Source organism: Rhodococcus sp. O3, assembly GCF_048897285.1.
In the GTDB taxonomy this organism is placed as follows: Bacteria; Actinomycetota; Actinomycetes; order Mycobacteriales; family Mycobacteriaceae; genus Rhodococcus.
The window spans coordinates 1-17337 of the sequence record NZ_JBMBTE010000103.1; the positions used below are offsets into that span (position 1 = coordinate 1).

Genomic DNA, 17337 nt, shown 5'->3' on the forward strand with positions numbered 1-17337 from the left:
TGTCCCGGCAATTTCGCCGCCGCGCGCAGAAGCATGGCCGGTGGTGCCGGGGCGCGGGGTGGCTCGGTGCGCGGCGGTGCGTCCTTCTCGAACAGGGCACGCGCCAACGCCGACGCGCGCCTGCCGTCGGCGAACGCGTGCGAGATCTGCAGCACGGCGAGCAGCGCGGCCCCGTCTCCCCCGGGTGAGCCCGTCACGTCGGGGATCAGGTGCAGCCGCCACGGCGAGACGCGGATGTCGACTCGGCCCTCGACGAGCGTGCCGAGCAGGGCCGTCACCGTCGCCCAGTTGCCGCCGGGATGTGTCCTGAACTGGTCGTCACCGATCTCACGGCCTGTCCAGTAGGGGTAGTCGAGCAGGCCCGGAACGTCGACGGCCCGGGTGCGCAGGTCTCCTATCCTCGCGGCCCGGGCGGCGAGGCCCGCGAGTACGCGTGGGAGCGGCTCGGACGGCGCGTCGAAGCAGTACACGAGGAACAGATCGCCGGGCAGACGATCGCCGAGCCAGTCGCGACGCGCGTCGGTTGGATGCAGCTGCATGCCCGCAAGTGTGCCGGTCCGGGTAGAAATAGCCACATGACCTCTGCGACGAACTCCGAAGCCACGGCCTCCGACCCGACCGATCCGTACCTCTGGCTCGAGGATGTCACCGGCGAGCAGCAGCTGGACTGGGTGCGCGTCCGGAACGCAATCACCGTCGACGAGTACACCCGCACCGACGAGTTCGAGACGTTGCAGTCCCGGATCCGGGAGGTGCTCGACACCGATGCGCGCATTCCCTACGCCCGGCGGCGCGCCGAATATCTCTACAACTATTGGCGCGACGCCGAGCACGTCCGGGGCCTGTGGCGCCGGACCACGATGGACCAGTACCTGCGCGACGACCCGGAGTGGGACGTGCTCGTCGACCTGGACGCGCTCGCCGAGGAAGAGGGCGAGAACTGGGTGTGGTCGAGTGCGCAGGTGCTGCGTCCCGACCATACGCGTGCCTTGATCGGATTGTCGCGCGGCGGCGCGGATGCCACTGTCATCCGTGAATTCGACCTGGTCACACGGCAGTTCGTGTCGGGTCCGGACAGTTTCGAACTGCCCGAGGCGAAGACGGACATCGGGTGGATCGACGCGGACTCCGTATATGTCGGTACCGATTTCGGCGACGGGTCACTCACCGATTCGGGATATCCGAGGATCGCGAAGCGGTGGCGGCGTGGCACCCCGGTCTCCGAGGCGGAGATCGTGTTCGAGGGCGAGAAGACCGACGTGGCGGTGGGCGCGTCGTACGACCGCACGCCCGGATACGAGCGGACCTTCGTCGAACGGGCCCTGGACTTCTACAACGCGCACCGGTTCGAGCTGACCGAAGACGGCGAGCTGGTGAAGCTCGAGGTGCCGGACGACGCCGGGGCCGGCGTCTACCGCGACCATCTGCTGGTACGCACCCGGTCGCCGTGGCTGGGATACCCGGCCGGGGCACTGCTGGCCACGAGCTATCCGGCGTTCCTGGCCGGGTCACGCGACTTCACGGTGCTGTTCACCCCGGACGAGCACACCTCGCTCGAGCAGTACGCGTGGACCCGCAACCACCTGCTGCTCGTGACGCTGCGTGACGTGCAGACCGAGGTGCGGGTGCTCACGCCGGGACCGGACGGGTGGGAGGACCGCCCGCTCGAGGGCGTGCCGGCGGCGACGTCCACCTCGATCATCGACGTCGATCCCCTCGAGAGCGACGACTTCTTCCTCAACTCCAGTGGTTTCACCGTCCCGGCGACCCTGCTGTCCGGGACGGTCGGTGGTCCGCTGACGGCGATCAAGCAGGCGCCCTCGTTCTTCGATGCCGAGAACATTTCCGTCACACAGTATTTCGCGACGTCCGACGACGGAACCCAGGTGCCGTACTTCGTGGTGGGCAGCAACACGGACACCCCGTCGCCGACCATGCTGTACGGCTACGGTGGATTCGAGAACTCGCTGGTGCCCGCCTACGGCGGCGGCATCGGCCGGGCATGGCTCGAACGCGGCTACACCTATGTGATCGCGAACATCCGCGGTGGCGGCGAGTACGGCCCCACCTGGCACACGCAGGCGCTGAAGGAGAACCGGCACAAGGTGTTCGAGGACTTCGCGGCGGTCGCGAAGGACCTCGTCGCGCGGGGCATCACCACCGCGGAGAAGCTCGGCATCCAGGGCGGCAGCAACGGCGGTCTGCTGATGGGCGTGATGCTCACCCGCTACCCGTCGCTGTTCGGGGCGATCGTGTGCCAGGTGCCCCTGCTGGACATGAAGCGGTACCACCTGCTGCTCGCGGGCGCGTCGTGGATGGCCGAGTACGGCGACCCCGACAACCCGGACGAGTGGGCGTTCCTGAAGGAGTACTCGCCCTATCAGAATGTCGACCCCGACGCGACGTATCCGCCGATCCTGATCACCACCTCGACCCGCGACGACCGGGTGCATCCCGGCCACGCCCGGAAGATGGTCGCCCGCCTCGAGGAGCAGGGACATCAGGTGCGGTACTACGAGAACATCGAGGGCGGGCACGGCGGCGCCGCGGACAACGCGCAGGCCGCGTTCAAGTCGGCGCTGACGTTCACGTTCCTGGAGGAGAAGCTGCGGTAGCCGACCCGGCGGCGGACCGGCGATCGTGCAGCTGGCGGGTCAGCGGTCGTGCAACCAGGCCGCGACCCGCTCGACGATCTCCGCGTTGTCCCGGATCCAGCCGTTGTGCCCGAGCGGAGGGTCGAGGTGCCACGTGGTGACCTCGGCCGCGGGGAGCTTCTCGAGCAGGTGCCGGGCCGCCGCGACCGGGGTCATGTCGTCCTTCTCGATGGTGATCGACAGCACCGGCAGTTTCAGCCGCGCGAGACGCTCCTCGTAGTCGATGTCGGCGCCGTACGGCTCGAATCGTCCGCTGCGGGCCAGGCGCGCCCAGTCCGAGATGAGCACACGGGACTGACGCCCGAACCCACCGATGTCGAGCCGGTCGCCAGGCCAGAATCCCGCGACGCTCGCGGTGATCGACATGGCCGCGGACCCGAGCAGCAGCCCGGGTCCGCGGGAGCCCGGGAAGTGCCGGTAGTAGGGGGTTCCGGAGGCGACGAGAATCAATCCGCCGAGCCGGCCGCGGACCCGCGACGCGTAGAGCACCCCGAGTTGACCGCCCATCGAATGTCCCAGAAGGTACGGGGTCGAATCGGGGAATCGTTCGCGGACGACCTCGAACATCGCGGGGAAGTCCACGGACACCAGCTCGTGGTAGCCGTAGGCGCTGTCGGCGTCCGGCCGCGGCCGGCTGTCGCCCTGCCCGCGGAGCTCGCAGATCGCGACGTCGAAGCCGTGTCCGGTCAGCGCCTCGGCGAACGGTTCGTAGTAGCCGGCCGGGATTCCGAGCCCGGGGACGATGACCACCACGATCCTCGCGGCGTCGCGTCGCGTCTCGTGCTCGTGGTCCGGGCCCGGAAACAGACGGACCGGCGCGGTGGTACCCCCCGGCAGCTGGATCGGTACGGTCTCCACCGGCTCAGAGTAGATCATCGGTGGCCGTCGAAGTCGGCGGTCCACACCCGTTGCAGCATGTGCCAGTCGGCCGGGTGCGCGGCGATCGCGGCGGCGAAGCGGTCTGCCAGCGCCTGCGTCGTGCCCTGCACACCGTCGACGGCCTCGATCGGCGGGCCCACCTGGAAACCCCACCCGTCCGGCGTGAACCAGCAGTTCACCGGCAGCAGCGGCGCACCGGTGTCGATCGCGAGCCGGGCGGGACCGGCCGGCATGCGGGCCGGTTCGCCGAAGAAGCTGACCGGCACGCCCGTGCCGGTCATGTCGCGTTCGGCGAGCAACCCGACCATCCGCCCCTCCCGCAGCCGTGCCGCCAACTGCTCGAGCGGTGGCGTCTCGGTGCCGGTGAGCGGAATGATCTCGAATCCCAACCCCTCACGGAACCGCACGAAGCGCCGGAACAGCGAATCCGGCCGCAGTCGCTCGGCGACGACGACCGGCGAGCCCACCCGCTGCGTCACCCAGACGCCCGCCAGATCCCAGTTTCCGCTGTGCGGCAGGGCCAGCACCGCGCCCTTGCCGCGCTCGACCGATTCGTGGATGTGTTCGAGTCCGGTGGCGGAGGTTTCGATGTCGTCGGCCAGCCGCGCCGGATCCATCGACGGAAGCCGGAAGGCCTCGCACCAATAGCGCGCGTACGAACGCAGACTCGCGCGCACGAGCTCGTCGGAGACCTCCTCCGCCGGGATGGAGAGAACACGGGACAGGTTGCGCCGCAGCTGATCCGGTCCACCGTTGCGGGCGGCGCGATCGGCTGCGAGGTAGAACAGGCGCAGCGCCCAGCGGTCCGGCAGAGCGCGCACCAGCCGCCACGCGGCCGCGTACCCGAGGTCCCAGGTTCGGTCCTTCGCGTTCACCGGACATCACCACGCCTCATCACCCGAGTGTCCTCCCCCGCTACCGCGAACACACCGGAATGGGACCGAAGCGGCAGCTGCGGCCTGCGGCTACTCCCTTGAACCCTCCCCGGGTCCGCGGTTGCCCGGTTGCGGACGATCGTGCTCACCACCGGTCCTCACCTCGAGGAACCCGGCGTTGTCGAGAGCCGCCTCGGTCAATGTCCGGCCGAGTTCGATCATCTCGGCAGCCTTGTGGAAATCGAGGCTGCGGCACGCGCTGCGCGGTACTTCGACCAGCACATCCGGTGGGTACGCGGCCAGCTGATGCCGGGCCAGCACCGACTGCATGATGTCGATCGATCGGCTCATCACCGCGACGCGGCCCAGTTTCGGTGCGGCGACACCCCCGGACGCCACCGCGACGGCTTCGAGCGCCGCGTCGACGGGCGCCTCGAACACCTCCTCGTCGGCAGCGACATCGGAGTCGCCGGCGCCCTCGGAGTCGACAGGGACATCGGAGTCGACAGGGACATCGGAGTCCGCAACTCCCCCGGAGTCGGTAGGGACCGAATCCGTATGGGACCGGGACGAACCGAACCGGCCCACCACGGACCGCACGATGTCGCGTTCGAGCAGGAACCCGGCGCTGCGGCGGAAGCGGCCGATCCATTCCTCGACCGGGCGCGGTTCGGCGCTGACGTTCACAGGGGACGCGAGGCCGCGTTCCTCGCCGCCGAGGCTGATACCGATCGTCAGGTCCGACGCCAGCGCCACGGTGGGCGCAACCGGCAGCGGTGCGAGAGTGCCGCCGTCGACGAGCACCCGCCCGTTGAGGACTGCCGGAGTGATGACGCCGGGAATCGCGATCGACGCGCGGATGGCGACGTCGAGCGGCCCCCTTTGGAACCACACCGGCCGTCCCGCAGCCAGATCGGTCGCAACCGCGGTGAACGGGAGCGGCAGGTCCTCGATCTGCACGTCGCCGAGGATCTCGCGGACCCGGGCGAGCACCTTCTCGGCGCGGATGGCGCCGGGGGACGTCACCGACACGTCGAGCAACCGCACCACGTCGAGCTGGGTGAGGGTCAAGGCCCATTCGGTGTACTCGTCGAGTTTGCCCGCCGCGTACAGCCCGCCGACCAGCGCACCCATCGACGATCCCGCGATGCCGACGATCTCGAGGCCGCGGGCGGTCACAGCCTGGATCGCTCCGATGTGCGCGTATCCGCGCGCACCGCCACTGCCGAGTGCGAGAGCCACCCGTTTCGGTTCGGCCATGGCTTCGACGGTACCGCGCGCGTTCCCCGAGAAACCCCGACCCGAAAATTCAGGGTGCAGATGGGTGCCTCACCCGATGTGCCGACGGCGGTGGCCGAGCCACGATGGGAACGGTTCGGGATCACAGCCCACATCCCGTTCACACCAACACTTTCCTGTTCTACATCGCCTGTTCGCACCGTCGAAAGGAATCACCGTGCGCACTATCGCTTCCGCCGCCGCCATTACCGCAGCCACCGCCGCTGCCCTGCTCCTCGGCGGTACCGCCGCGTCCGCCGCGCCGGTTCCGTCCGTGGTCGGGATGAGCGAATCCGCCGCCCGCGCAACCCTCGACGCCGAAGGCGTGCCGTACACGGTCCTCAACCGCTCCGGCACCTCCTCGGACTCGTGCACGGTCACGGAGCAGCGCGACCGCGGCTACCGCACCGAGACCGACACGGTCTACGACCGCGACGACCACGAGTTCGACCGGATCGAGACCCAGGTCTGGCGGGGTCTCGGCCTCGTGGTGGTGTGCCACTGACCGTGGTGTTCAACCGACCGTGGTGTAACCGGCCGGAACCCACGGCGGCGGTCAGCGCAGGGCGCGGTCGAAGATCGGCCACGACCGGTGCAGGTCGTCCTGCCAGTAGGTCCACGAATGAGTCCCGGTGGGGCGGAGTTCGACGTGGGCGGGAATGCCGAGTTCGTCGAGTCTCGCGACGAACCGCCGCGTGCATTCACCGGTCGCGGCCTCGATGACTCCGCCGGTACCGGCCTGCCGGATGAGCACGAGCGGATTGCCCGCGACCTCACGGCCGTCCAGCGTGTCGTCGTACCCGGGAAGCCCCGTGCCACTGGAGACGTAGAGTTCGAGGCCGCGCAGTCGCTCGGCGTTGAGGTAGGGATCGTGCGCTGCCCACGCCGGATCCCCGACTGGACCCCACATGTTCGTCACGTCACCCCGCCCCCGGCCCTCGACGACCATTTCGACGAAGCGCCTGCTCACCGGGTCGCTCGTGGAGGGGCACCCGCTGTACGCACCGACCGCGCGATACAGCTCGGGGCTTTCCACGGCAAGATTGAGGACCGAGGTCGCCGAGGCCGACACGCCGGCGATCGCATTGCGACCGGATGTGCCGAGAGTGACGTCGACGATCGGCGGAAGCTCACGGGTGAGGAAGGTCGACCACTTGTGGCGTCCGAGCACGGGATCGTCACTGCGCCAATCGGTGTAGTAACTGGCCCGACCACCGATCGGGGTGACGACGTTGACGTTCTTGTCCGCGAAGAACTCGACGACGTCGGTGCGGTCGTGCCAGTTGCCGGGTTCTTCCCCGCCGGTGTACCCGTTGAGCAGGTACAGGGTGGGGCGCGGGTGCGACCTGTCGGACGGAAGAATCACCCGTACGGGAATCTCCCGGTCCATCGCGGCGGAGTGGACGATCAGGATCTGCTGACGATCGTCGACTGTGTCGATCCGGACGAGGCGCGCGCCGGTTGCCGGTTGCGCCGTGGCCGGCGGCACGAGGGACACGACCGCCGCAGCGAGTACCGCCAGGGCGGCCATCAGGATCGACATGCGACGCACTGCATACCTTTTCGTCGGAACGAGAGCGGCGACCGCGGTTGCGCCGCGGTCGCCGCTGTGGGCCGTCAGGAGAGCGACAGCAGAAGTTGGATGATGATCTCGAGAATCTCCACGCCTCTCACCCCCTCGATATCGAACGGTATAGATCTGGTAACCATTCGGTCACGGGCGAGAAGCTATCAGTTGAATCCGGACAGGGGGGACTTTTTCTGCGAATCCGGTGAAATACCGATTCCCGATACCCGAAGGGGGCGAGACGACGAATGCGGGTGAGCAGTGTGCTCACCCGCATTCGTCCTGCGTACGACCTGTCAGTTCAGATCGAAACCACGGCGCTCGAGTGCTTCCTTCAGCCCTTCCCGGACACCGAGCGCACCCGGCGTCGCGAACCGGCCCACCACACGCTCGGTCCAGCTGTCCGCCAGCCCCTGCTCGCGGTAGAACGCGGAGATGCGGGCCTCGTACTCGGCAGTGCCGGCTTCCTGCGCCTCCAGGTCGTACTGTTCGCGGTGCAGCACGACGTCGACGCCTAGACGCGGCTTGACCTCGGCGGATCCGGTGGGATCCGGATGCCCGACGACGAGCCCGACCACCGCGAAACTGTGGGCCGGCAGATTCAGCTCCTCGGCGAGCTCGGTCGGGTGGTTCCGGATCGCCCCGATGTACACGGTGCCGAGGCCCAACGATTCCGCGGCGAGGGCGGCGTTCTGTGCTGCGAGCGTCGCGTCGACCACTCCGAGCAGTGCCGATTCCACGAATCCTGCATTGACGAGGTCGCGATCGTTCTGCTCGGCGATGCGGCCGGCGCGCGCGAGGTCGGCGATCCACACCAGCAGCAGCGGTGCGTTGCGGACCGCGTCCTGGTCCCCGGCGAGGGCCGCGATCCGGCCGAGCCGATCCCGGTCGGTCACCGCCACGACGCTCCACAACTGCAGGTTGCTCGAGCTCGCCGCGGACGACGCCGCCGCGACGATCGCTCGCAGCTGTTCTTCGGACACGTTGTCCGGCAGAAACTTCCGCACCGAACGGTGCGCGAGCTGTGTGGCGAGCACCTCGTTCCACACGAGCTCCCCGGCCTGCTCGGCACGTTCGGCTTCGGCGGTGCCGTAGCGGAGGGCGAGCGCGGCGCGGCGGCCGGCGACAACGGTGTCGGTCATTCGGAGTGTCCTTTCTGCAGCGAACGCCTTCCCATCCTGCCGGGCCACCCCGAGACCGCCCAGGGTTCGCCTCACCGCGATTCCAGACGATTCGGGCTCGGTGGGTCTACTCTGACCGCATGATGCGACTCCTCGCGACTGCGGTCGTCGCCCTGATCGCCAACGCGATCGCCCTGATAGTCGGGGCATGGGTACTCCCCGACATGTCCCTCACCGCGATCGCGTTCCTCATCGCTGTCGTGATCTTCACGGTCGTCGCGGTCGTCATCGACCCGCTGATCCGCCAGATCTCGATGACGAAGGCTCCCGTGCTGCTCGGCAGCAGCGCCCTCGTCTCGACGCTGGTGGCGCTGATCGTCACCGCCCTCGTCAGCGACGGCCTGAAGATCAGCGGCATCACGACGTGGATCCTCGCGACCGTGATCGTGTGGGCGGTGTCGATGATCGTCCGCCTGCTGCTGCCGATGATCGTGTTCAAGAAGACGCTCGCCGCCCGCAAATAGGTCGCGACCGTTGCCTTCTGGTGAGCTAACGTGAGCACGCCCTGTTCGCTTCCCCATCAGGCAGCCTCACCTTCCGGTGAGACAGTCCCGGCCTGACCGACAGTGTCGTGCCGGGTTGACGCTTCGACGCCTGCTGCCTGTTCCGCTGCCGCGGATCGGGTCTTGCGCGTGGCTCCACGTCCGTCCTCCACCCGGATCGGTGGCGGCCGGGCTACTCCCGGTACCGGTCCCCGTGTCACCCGTGTGGTGGGTCTCGCCGAGGCGGGCGAGGTTGATCGCGGCATTCCGATCACGATCGATCGTCAGGCCGCAGTGCTCACACACATACGTCCGGTCCGCGAGCGTCAGGTTTGGTTGTCGCCTGCCACATCCCGAACACGTTTTCGATGATGGGTACCAGCGGTCGGCCTCCTGTGTTCACAGAATCTCGAGCAGTTCGCGACCCCGAGCCGAAAGATCAGGGTCGGAATCCGGGGGTCACCGGATGTGCCCGAGTGCCCGTCGACGGCACGCTGTAGGCATGACATTCGAAAGCAACTCCACACCCCGTCCCTTCGCCCGTTCCCGCACGCAGCGCATGCTCGGCGGCGTGTGCGGCGGCCTCGCCGAATACTTCGACATCGACGTCAATCTCGTCCGTGCGGGTGTCGTCGTCGCCGCGTTCGCCACCGGCGGCGGTGCCGCGCTGGTCTACCTGGCCCTGTGGATGCTGTTGCCGGAGTGACGGTTCCGGCCGTCATCGGAGTCCGGTGTCCCGGCCCAGCCGGTGGGCGTTGTCCAGGATCGCCGTGCGCAACGCCCGCGCCGGTTCATCGAGCACCGAGCGCCGAGCCAGCAGCACGAACTCGAGATCGCCGGCGTCGGGTAGCCGTCGTGCTCCCGCCCGAACCGGTTCGAGACCGGCGGGCGGGAGACTGCGGGCGTGCAGCACGACGCCGAGCCCGGCCAGCGCCGCCGCGCGCAGGCCGTTGAGACTGTCCGCGACGCACGTGATGCGCGCGCCGAATCCGGCGCGTTGCAGCACATCGAGCGCGATCTCCCGGGTCAGCGACGGAGGCGGATAGGTCACCAGCGGGACCGGTCCGTCCGGGTCGACGGCGAAGCCGGGGGCTGCCAGGAACGCGAGACGGTCGCGGAAGATCAGTTCCCCGTGCTGCTCCCCCGGCCGGCGTTTGCCGAACATGAGGTCGAGTTCGCCGTCGTCGAGGCGCCGGTGGAGTTCCTCGCTCAGCGCGACGGTGAGTTCGAGGTCCACCCGGGGGTGGCTGCGCCGGAACTCGCCGAGGATCGCCGGGAGTTCGTGCAGTACCAGATCCTCGGAGGCCCCGAAGCGCAGCCGGCCGCTGACCGGGGAGTCCTGGAAGTACCGCCGCGCGGCCTCGTGCCGGTCGAGGATGTCGCGGGCGAAACCGACCATCGCACTACCGTCGGCGGTCGGCTCGACGGAATGGGTGTCCCTTAGGAACAACCGCCGGCCCACGGCCTGCTCGAGCTTCGCGACGTGCTGGCTGACGGTGGATTGACGCAGGCCCAGCCGCCGCGCGGCGGCACTGAAACTGCGGTCGCGCTCGACGGCGAGGAAGCTCCGCAACTGTACGGGTTCGAACACGTCCACCGCCCTCCATCACGATTCATGATGACAGTAATCGTGGTGATCGGTTCTGTAAATCAGCGGTGGTTCCCATACCGTTTAACCATGCTCTCGAAGATTCCCGTGCTGAACCGACTCGACCCGTTCCTGGTCGGCATCCTCGCGACGGTCGCCGTCGCGGCGCTGCTGCCCGCCGGCGGAGTCGTGCTCACCGGGTTCACGTGGGCGTCCAAGATCGCGATCGGCCTGCTGTTCTTCCTGTACGGCGCGCGCCTGTCCACCCGCGAGGCGGTCGACGGCCTCAAGCACTGGCGGCTGCACGCGACGATCCTCGCCACCACGTTCGTGATCTTCCCGCTGCTCGGCCTGGCCGCGAAGGCGCTGGTGCCGTGGCTGCTGACGGACCCGCTGTACATCGGGGTGCTGTATCTGTGCCTGCTGCCGTCGACGGTGCAGTCGTCGATCGCGCTGGTCTCGGTCGTGCGCGGCAACATTCCCGGGGCGATCGTCAGCGCGTCCGCGTCGAGCCTGCTCGGCATCTTCGTCACCCCGGTCCTGGTCGCGCTGACCATGGCGACGCAGGGCGTGACCTTCAGCGCCTCCGCGGTACTGGACATCGTGCTCATGCTGCTCGTGCCGTTCGCGGCCGGCCAGGTGTTGCGCCGCTGGATCGGCACGTGGGTGAAGGAGCACGGCAAGGCCCTCAAACTCGTCGACCGCGGCGCGATCCTGCTCGTGGTGTACGTCGCGTTCAGCCGCGGCATGAACGAGGGCATCTGGTCGAGCCTGTCGATCGCGCGCCTGCTGGCTCTGGCGGCCGTGTGCATCGTCCTGCTCGCACTCGTCCTCGCGCTCACATGGTTCGGGTCGCGCCGTCTCGGCTTCACCTACGAGGACCGCACCGCGATCCTGTTCTGCGGGTCGACGAAGTCCCTCGCGACCGGCCTACCGATGGCGACGGTCCTGTTCCCCGGTCAGCCGATCGGGCTGATCGTGCTGCCGATCATGCTCTTCCACCAGATCCAGCTGCTGGTGTGCGCCGCGATCGCTGCACGGCTCGCGAAGAACGTCCCCGAACCGGTCCCGGCGACCGTGTCCTGAGCGCCGCCTGCTCTCACCGCCGGGAAGCGGCCGGATCCGCCTTCTCGATCAGGGCGAGATAGGCGTCGAGCCGCGCCGCGCCGGTGAGAAGATTGCGGCTGCGCGCGCCGAGCCGGTCCTGCCACGTCCCGAGGAAGACCCGCAGTTCGTCGGTTCCGCCCGCCTCACGCACCGAGTCGACGAACCGCGCGATCCGGGTCAGCGGATATCCGCCGCGCCGCAGCTGCCGGGCGATCTCGGCGTCCCGCACACAGTCCGGCCCGTAGGTGCGGTAGCCGGTGGCGCGGTCGCGGCCGGGACGCAGGATGCCTTCGGCCTCCCATGCGCGCAGCGTTGCCCGGTGCACGCCGAGCCGGTGCGCGAGTTCGCCGACGGACAACGGCCCGCCGCTCGGAGCCGGGGTCGCGGTGGACAGGGCACCGAGCGCCGACGCGGCCTCGGCGTGGGTTTCCCGCTCGGTCAGCAGGTCGACGTGCGCGGTGTCGATGAGACGATAGGCGGATTCGGCGTCACTGCGGTTGACGCAGCGCATGATCTCCGCCGCCTGCCCGTGGCCGTGCCCGGCGCGCAACGCGAGGAAGGCACGCAGGGCATGCGCGTGCACCGGCGTGTACCGGCGGTAGCCGGTGGCGCTGCGCTCGGCCGGCGGCAGGATGCCCGCGTCCTCGTAGTTGCGGATCGCCTGCGGCGACAGTCCGTGCTCGCGGGCGAGGTCGACGGGTCGCAGTGCGCACCTCCGTTTGAGACTTCGAAGACGAAAATAGAGGTGATGTTCGTGAAAGTTTCACCCGATTCTTCAACGATACCGTCGAGGGTATAGGTACTTGCCGCCAGAGGAGTGTTCATGCCGACCACCACATCGCTGCAGGAAATCGCCCGCCCGCTCGACGACCGCGAGAGCCTCGGCCGGGTACTCGACGAACTGCTCGCCGCGCGACCCGAGCCGCCGGCCGTGCTCGCGCTCGGTGAGCCGACCCACGGCATCGAGGCTTTTCCGTTGCTGCGCAACGATTTTTTGAGTCACCTGGTCGACCGGGGATTCCGGTCCATCGCGCTCGAGACCGATATCTTCGCCGCGTCGATCGTCGACGGCTACGTGTGCGGGGCGCCCGTGGACCTCGACACGGTGCTCGCGACCGGGTTCAGCCACGGTTTCGGTGCCGTACCGGGCAACCGCGAACTTCTCGAATGGCTGCGCGCGCACAATTCCGGCGTCGCCCCGGAGGATCGGGTTCGCTTCCACGGCTTCGACGCGCCGCTGGAGTTCTCCGCGGCGCCGAGCCCGCGCCGCGCACTGTCCGAGGTCGTCGAATACCTGCCCGCGACGCTGCGTCCGGCGTCGATCCGGGATCTCGACGCGTTGCTCGGCGACGACGCGGACTGGACGAACGAGGCGGCGATGTTCGATCCCGCCGCGTCGATCGGCAATTCGGAGCGGGCGCGGGAGCTTCGCCTCGTCGCCGACGATCTCGCCGGTGTGCTGCACCGCGCGGGACCTCGCCTGCGGCCCGCCGACCCGGACGGATACGACGACGCCGTCGCGCACGCCCGCACCGCGTCGGGCCTGCTGCGCTATCACGCGGCCATGGCGACGGCCGCACCCGACCGGATCGGGAATCTGCTCGGGATCCGCGCCGAGATGATGGCCGCGAACCTGCTCGCGATCGTCGCGCGGGAACAGCGGCGCGGACCGACCCTGCTGTTCGCGCACAACGCGCACCTGCAGCGGGCGGAGTCCGGGATGCAGGTCGGGCCGGAGAATGCGAGCTGGTGCAGTGCCGGTGCGCTGGCCGGGCTCGAACTCGGTGAGCGCTACGTGTTCGTGGCGACCGACGCCGCACCCCGTCCGGAACCGGGCACCCTCCAGCACGCGCTCGCCGCGGCGACCGGCAGGAAAGCCCTGTTCCCGGTGCCGGACCTGGGGGCTGTGCTGCCGTCGTCCGTCGGTGCGGGCGAGCCGATCGTGCCCGGCCACATTCCGCTGACGCCGGCCGCGGTCGCCGGGGCCGACGCGGTCGTGTTCGTCGCCGACACCGACGGGACGCGGAAGCAGTACTGGTAGAAGCGGTGGCCGCCTACCGGTTCAGGGCGGCCTCGATCATCGGCCAGGACTGGTGCAGGTCGTCCTGCCAGTAGCCCCACGAGTGGGTGCCGACCGGGCGGAACACGGCCTGCACCGGGATGTCGAGTTCCCCGAGCCGGTTCACGAACCGGTGCGTGCACTCGTCCGTCGCGGCCTCGATGACCCCGCCGACGAGGATCTGGTTGGCGAGCGCCTCCACGTTGCCGTTCACCTGGGCCTGATCGAGGCGCTCGTGCTGGCCGGGCAGTCCGGTCGCGCTCGACACGTACAGGTCGGTGCCGCGCAGCTTCTCCGCATTGACGATGGCGTCGTGGGCAACCCAGTCCGGGTCGTCTGCGGGACCCCACATGTTCTCCACGTTGCCGTCGCCCCGCGATTCGACGACGGTCGTCACGTAGGCCCGGCCCAGTTCGTCGCTGGTGGACGCGCAACCGCTGTAGGAACCGACGGCGCGGTACAGGCCGGGACGGGCGATGGCCAGATCGAGCACCGACGTCGCCGACGACGACAGGCCGGCGATCGCGTTGGCACCGGTGGTCGCGAACGTGGCGTCGACGACCGGCGGCAGTTCCCGGGTGAGGAAGGTTTCCCACTTGTTCCGGCCGAGGACCGGATCGTCCTTCTGCCAGTCGGTGTAGTACGAGAACGCGCCGCCGATGGGCGTGATCACGTAGGCGTCCTTGTCCGCGAAGAAGGACTCGACGTCGGTCTTCTGTGCCCAGGTGGCATTGTCCTCGCCGCCGCCGGCGCCGTTGAGCAGGTACAGGACGGGCCGCGGCGTGGTCGTATCGGCCGGAAGCAGGATCTCGAGCGGGATCGTGCGGCCCATGGACGGCGAGTAGACGTGCGCGGTGACCTTGCGATCGGTGATCCGGTCGATGCGGTCGACGTAGGCACCGGTCGAGGCCGCGTCCACGGTCCCGGCGTCGGAGGGGGTGGGTTCGGCGGTTGCGACGGCGGTCGGGCCGGCGAGGGAGAGCAGGGCGAGTGCGGCGATGACGGTCCGGGAACGGAGGGTGGAGCGCATGTAAAGGAAAGAGCCTTTCACACGTGACCGCAGCGGCGGAATATACCGCTGCGGTCACGGTTCGATGTCGGGAACGAATCCAGTCTACGAGGACCCGAATGCCGAGAAGGCAAGCACCAGGAAGTCGAGGAATTCGAACAGCCCCATTGGTTCCACGGCGGAACTCCTTTTCTAGCCGCTGGCGGCGTCTTCTAGCCGATGGCGACGTCGCTGAAGCTGTCGAGAACCTGGATGAAGTCAGGGTTGGCGGCGGCCCACTGGAGCAGCAGAAGCAGCATGGATTCTCCCCTTGTTACTGAAACGAAATTTCGGACAGAAGGGTTATATCACTGTTTCAGCCCACAGGCAGTGCATCGACGTGTTGTGAATAATCCACAAAGAAATAGGTCGAACGGAATTCTTCACATGTTTCGGACGGGACTCGGTCCGGTAAAACGGGCGAAGCCCGACCCCACGGTGTGGGATCGGGCTTCGCGCGAGCTGGTGGGCCGGACTCAGAAGTCCATGCCGCCCATGCCGCCGGTCGGGTCCGCGACGGGCGCGGCCTTCTCCGGCTTGTCGGCGACAACGGCCTCGGTGGTCAGGAACAGGGCCGCGATGGACGCCGCGTTCTGCAGCGCCGAGCGGGTGACCTTGACCGGGTCGTTGATGCCGGCGGCGAGGAGGTCCTCGTACTCACCGGTGGCGGCGTTGAGGCCGCTGCCGGCGGGCAGGTTGCGAACCTTCTCCGCGACGACGCCGGGCTCGAGGCCGGCGTTGAACGCGATCTGCTTCAGCGGAGCCTCGAGGGCAACCTTGACGATGTTGGCACCCGTGGCCTCGTCACCCTCGAGCTTCAGGTCGTCGAGAACCGGAGCGGCCTGCAGCAGGGCCACGCCACCACCGGCGACGATGCCCTCCTCGACGGCAGCCTTCGCGTTGCGGACGGCGTCCTCGATGCGGTGCTTGCGCTCCTTGAGCTCGACCTCGGTGGCAGCGCCGGCCTTGATGACCGCGACACCGCCGGCCAGCTTGGCCAGACGCTCCTGCAGCTTCTCGCGGTCGTAGTCCGAATCCGACGCCTCGATCTCGGCGCGGATCTGGTTGACGCGACCGGCGATGGCGTCGGGATCGCCCGCGCCCTCGACGATGGTGGTCTCGTCCTTGGTGACGACGACCTTGCGGGCCTGGCCGAGCAGCTCGAGACCGGCGGTCTCGAGGGACAGGCCGACCTCTTCGCTGACGACCTCGCCACCGGTGAGGATGGCGATGTCGGCGAGCTGAGCCTTGCGGCGGTCACCGAAGCCCGGAGCCTTGACGGCGACCGACTTGAAGGTGCCACGGATCTTGTTCAGAACCAGGGTGGACAGAGCCTCACCCTCGACGTCCTCGGCGATGATGACCAGCGGCTTGCCGGACTGGATGACCTTCTCGAGCAGCGGCAGCAGGTCCTTGACCGTGGAGATCTTGGAGCTGACGAGCAGGATGTACGCGTCCTCGAGAACGGCTTCCTGACGCTCGGCGTCGGTGGCGAAGTAGAGGGAGATGTAGCCCTTGTCGAAGCGCATGCCCTCGGTCAGCTCGAGCTGGAGGCCGAAGGTGTTGGACTCCTCGACGGTGATGACGCCTTCCTTGCCCACCTTGTCGATGGCCTCGGCGATGAGCTCACCGATCGCGGGGTCACCGGCGGAGATGCCCGCGGTGGCAGCGATCTGCTCCTTGGTCTCGACCTCCTTGGCGGTGTCGAGCAGCTTGGCGGTGACGGCCTCGACGGCCTTCTCGATGCCGCGCTTCAGACCCAGCGGGTTGGCGCCGGCAGCGACGTTGCGCAGACCTTCGCGAACGAGCGCCTGAGCGAGGACGGTGGCGGTGGTGGTGCCGTCACCCGCGACGTCGTCGGTCTTCTTGGCAACTTCCTTGACCAGCTCTGCGCCGATCTTCTCGTACGGATCCTCGAGCTCGATCTCCTTGGCGATGGACACACCATCGTTGGTGATCGTGGGGGCGCCCCACTTCTTCTCGAGCACGACGTTGCGACCCTTGGGGCCCAACGTCACCTTGACAGCGTCGGCGAGGCTGTTCAGGCCCCGCTCGAGACCGCGACGGGCCTCTTCGTCGAACGCGATGATCTTGGCCATTGCGAAGTGATCCTCCGGATATCGGGGTGACACCTAGGACGACCGCTCGTCGGGTCGGCCCATTCACGGCCCGACCCGCGTCGGGTCGGTCCGCTCACAGGACGACCGCTCGTCGGGACGCCCCGTGTTGGCTCGGTCGGAAGCAGTGCCCGCGACGGACGACCAGGGGTGTCGATATTCCCGGCCTCACCATCCCGACCTGGCACTCACTCAGCGTGAGTGCCAACTGCATTTTTAGCACTCGGGTGTGGCGAGTGCAAGGCTCGCCACACCCGGTCGATGCGTACCGATCAGCGGCGCGTGGACCCCACACCGACCGCACACCACTGACCCGACCCGGTGTTCACCGCGAACGACTGGGCACCGACGCACGTGACGCCGGTTTCGTCGGCGGTCGCCCCCGATCCCCAGCCCGCGAGCGACAGGGTGATCACCGACGGACCCTGCGCCGACGAATGGCTCAGACCGCCACCGAGCGCGAAGGCGAACGAACGCCCGCCGTCCCGCGCGGCACTCAGCG

Annotated in this window: 17 protein-coding genes and 1 pseudogene; 6 read left to right on the forward strand and 12 right to left on the reverse strand. The window is 68.5% G+C overall.

Going from position 1 to position 17337, the window contains the following annotated elements:
• Window positions 1-539: wax ester/triacylglycerol synthase domain-containing protein (locus tag ACN675_RS22170; RefSeq protein WP_420752892.1), on the reverse strand; the 539-nt coding region annotated here is incomplete at its 3' end.
• Window positions 540-575: 36 nt separating this feature from the next.
• On the opposite strand from ACN675_RS22170, the gene ACN675_RS22175 reads away from it, so the two are divergent.
• The gene (locus ACN675_RS22175) at window positions 576-2615 is read left to right on the forward strand and encodes a prolyl oligopeptidase family serine peptidase (RefSeq protein WP_420752893.1); all 2040 of its coding nucleotides are present in this window, start codon (window positions 576-578) and stop codon (window positions 2613-2615) included.
• 39 nt (window positions 2616-2654) lie between these two features.
• Here the strand turns inward: ACN675_RS22175 and ACN675_RS22180 are convergent, their stop codons facing one another.
• The 3 genes from ACN675_RS22180 to ACN675_RS22190 all read right to left on the reverse strand — a co-directional run bounded on the left by ACN675_RS22180 (window position 2655) and on the right by ACN675_RS22190 (window position 5668).
• Window positions 2655-3512, reverse strand: a complete 858-nt coding sequence (locus ACN675_RS22180; RefSeq protein ID WP_420752894.1) for an alpha/beta fold hydrolase — start codon at window positions 3510-3512, stop codon at window positions 2655-2657.
• A gap of 14 nt (window positions 3513-3526) precedes the next feature.
• On the reverse strand, window positions 3527-4408 hold the full coding sequence (locus ACN675_RS22185) for a phosphatidylinositol mannoside acyltransferase (protein WP_420752895.1): 882 nt from the start codon (window positions 4406-4408) through the stop codon (window positions 3527-3529).
• Between the two features lie 90 nt (window positions 4409-4498).
• Window positions 4499-5668, reverse strand: a complete 1170-nt coding sequence (locus ACN675_RS22190; RefSeq protein WP_420752896.1) for a patatin-like phospholipase family protein — start codon at window positions 5666-5668, stop codon at window positions 4499-4501.
• Between the two features lie 190 nt (window positions 5669-5858).
• Between ACN675_RS22190 and ACN675_RS22195 the strand changes: the two genes are divergently transcribed.
• The gene (locus ACN675_RS22195; RefSeq protein WP_420752906.1) at window positions 5859-6191 is read left to right on the forward strand and encodes a PASTA domain-containing protein; all 333 of its coding nucleotides are present in this window, start codon (window positions 5859-5861) and stop codon (window positions 6189-6191) included.
• Window positions 6192-6242: 51 nt separating this feature from the next.
• Here ACN675_RS22195 and ACN675_RS22200 read toward each other — a convergent pair whose 3' ends face one another.
• Both ACN675_RS22200 and ACN675_RS22205 read right to left on the reverse strand, forming a co-directional pair.
• The gene (locus tag ACN675_RS22200) at window positions 6243-7229 is read right to left on the reverse strand and encodes an alpha/beta hydrolase (protein WP_420752897.1); all 987 of its coding nucleotides are present in this window, start codon (window positions 7227-7229) and stop codon (window positions 6243-6245) included.
• 320 nt (window positions 7230-7549) lie between these two features.
• Complete coding sequence (locus ACN675_RS22205; RefSeq protein WP_420752898.1) at window positions 7550-8395, reverse strand: nitroreductase family protein; 846 nt, start codon at window positions 8393-8395, stop codon at window positions 7550-7552.
• A 119-nt stretch (window positions 8396-8514) separates the two neighbouring features.
• Between ACN675_RS22205 and ACN675_RS22210 the strand changes: the two genes are divergently transcribed.
• Entirely contained in the window at window positions 8515-8898 is a 384-nt protein-coding gene (locus ACN675_RS22210; protein WP_420752899.1) for a phage holin family protein, read from the forward strand.
• Window positions 8899-8964: 66 nt separating this feature from the next.
• Here ACN675_RS22210 and ACN675_RS22215 read toward each other — a convergent pair.
• Window positions 8965-9252 (reverse strand): annotated as a pseudogene (locus ACN675_RS22215) (zinc ribbon domain-containing protein); the annotation flags it as partial.
• 166 nt (window positions 9253-9418) lie between these two features.
• Between ACN675_RS22215 and ACN675_RS22220 the strand changes: the two are divergent.
• On the forward strand, window positions 9419-9622 hold the full coding sequence (locus tag ACN675_RS22220; RefSeq protein ID WP_420752900.1) for a PspC domain-containing protein: 204 nt from the start codon (window positions 9419-9421) through the stop codon (window positions 9620-9622).
• Between the two features lie 12 nt (window positions 9623-9634).
• Here ACN675_RS22220 and ACN675_RS22225 read toward each other — a convergent pair whose 3' ends face one another.
• Complete coding sequence (locus ACN675_RS22225; RefSeq protein WP_420752901.1) at window positions 9635-10513, reverse strand: LysR family transcriptional regulator; 879 nt, start codon at window positions 10511-10513, stop codon at window positions 9635-9637.
• An 81-nt stretch (window positions 10514-10594) separates the two neighbouring features.
• Here ACN675_RS22225 and ACN675_RS22230 point away from each other — a divergent pair, with 81 nt between their 5' ends.
• Complete coding sequence (locus ACN675_RS22230; protein WP_420752902.1) at window positions 10595-11590, forward strand: bile acid:sodium symporter family protein; 996 nt, start codon at window positions 10595-10597, stop codon at window positions 11588-11590.
• Window positions 11591-11603: 13 nt separating this feature from the next.
• On the opposite strand, the gene ACN675_RS22235 is transcribed toward ACN675_RS22230, so the two are convergent.
• A complete protein-coding gene (locus ACN675_RS22235; protein ID WP_420752907.1) occupies window positions 11604-12317 on the reverse strand; it encodes a MerR family transcriptional regulator in 714 nt (237 codons plus the stop codon).
• Between the two features lie 117 nt (window positions 12318-12434).
• Between ACN675_RS22235 and ACN675_RS22240 the strand changes: the two genes are divergently transcribed.
• Window positions 12435-13652 (forward strand): erythromycin esterase family protein, encoded by a 1218-nt coding sequence (locus ACN675_RS22240; protein ID WP_420752903.1) that lies wholly within the window; start codon window positions 12435-12437, stop codon window positions 13650-13652.
• A gap of 13 nt (window positions 13653-13665) precedes the next feature.
• On the opposite strand, the gene ACN675_RS22245 is transcribed toward ACN675_RS22240, so the two are convergent.
• The 3 genes from ACN675_RS22245 to ACN675_RS22255 all read right to left on the reverse strand — a co-directional run.
• Window positions 13666-14700, reverse strand: coding sequence for an alpha/beta hydrolase (locus ACN675_RS22245; RefSeq protein WP_420752904.1), 1035 nt, complete (start codon window positions 14698-14700; stop codon window positions 13666-13668).
• Window positions 14701-15194: 494 nt separating this feature from the next.
• Window positions 15195-16817, reverse strand: a complete 1623-nt coding sequence (groL, locus tag ACN675_RS22250; RefSeq protein WP_068154808.1) for a chaperonin GroEL — start codon at window positions 16815-16817, stop codon at window positions 15195-15197.
• 290 nt (window positions 16818-17107) lie between these two features.
• On the reverse strand, window positions 17108-17337 hold a 230-nt coding region (locus ACN675_RS22255), incomplete at its 5' end, for a DUF6764 family protein (RefSeq protein WP_420752905.1).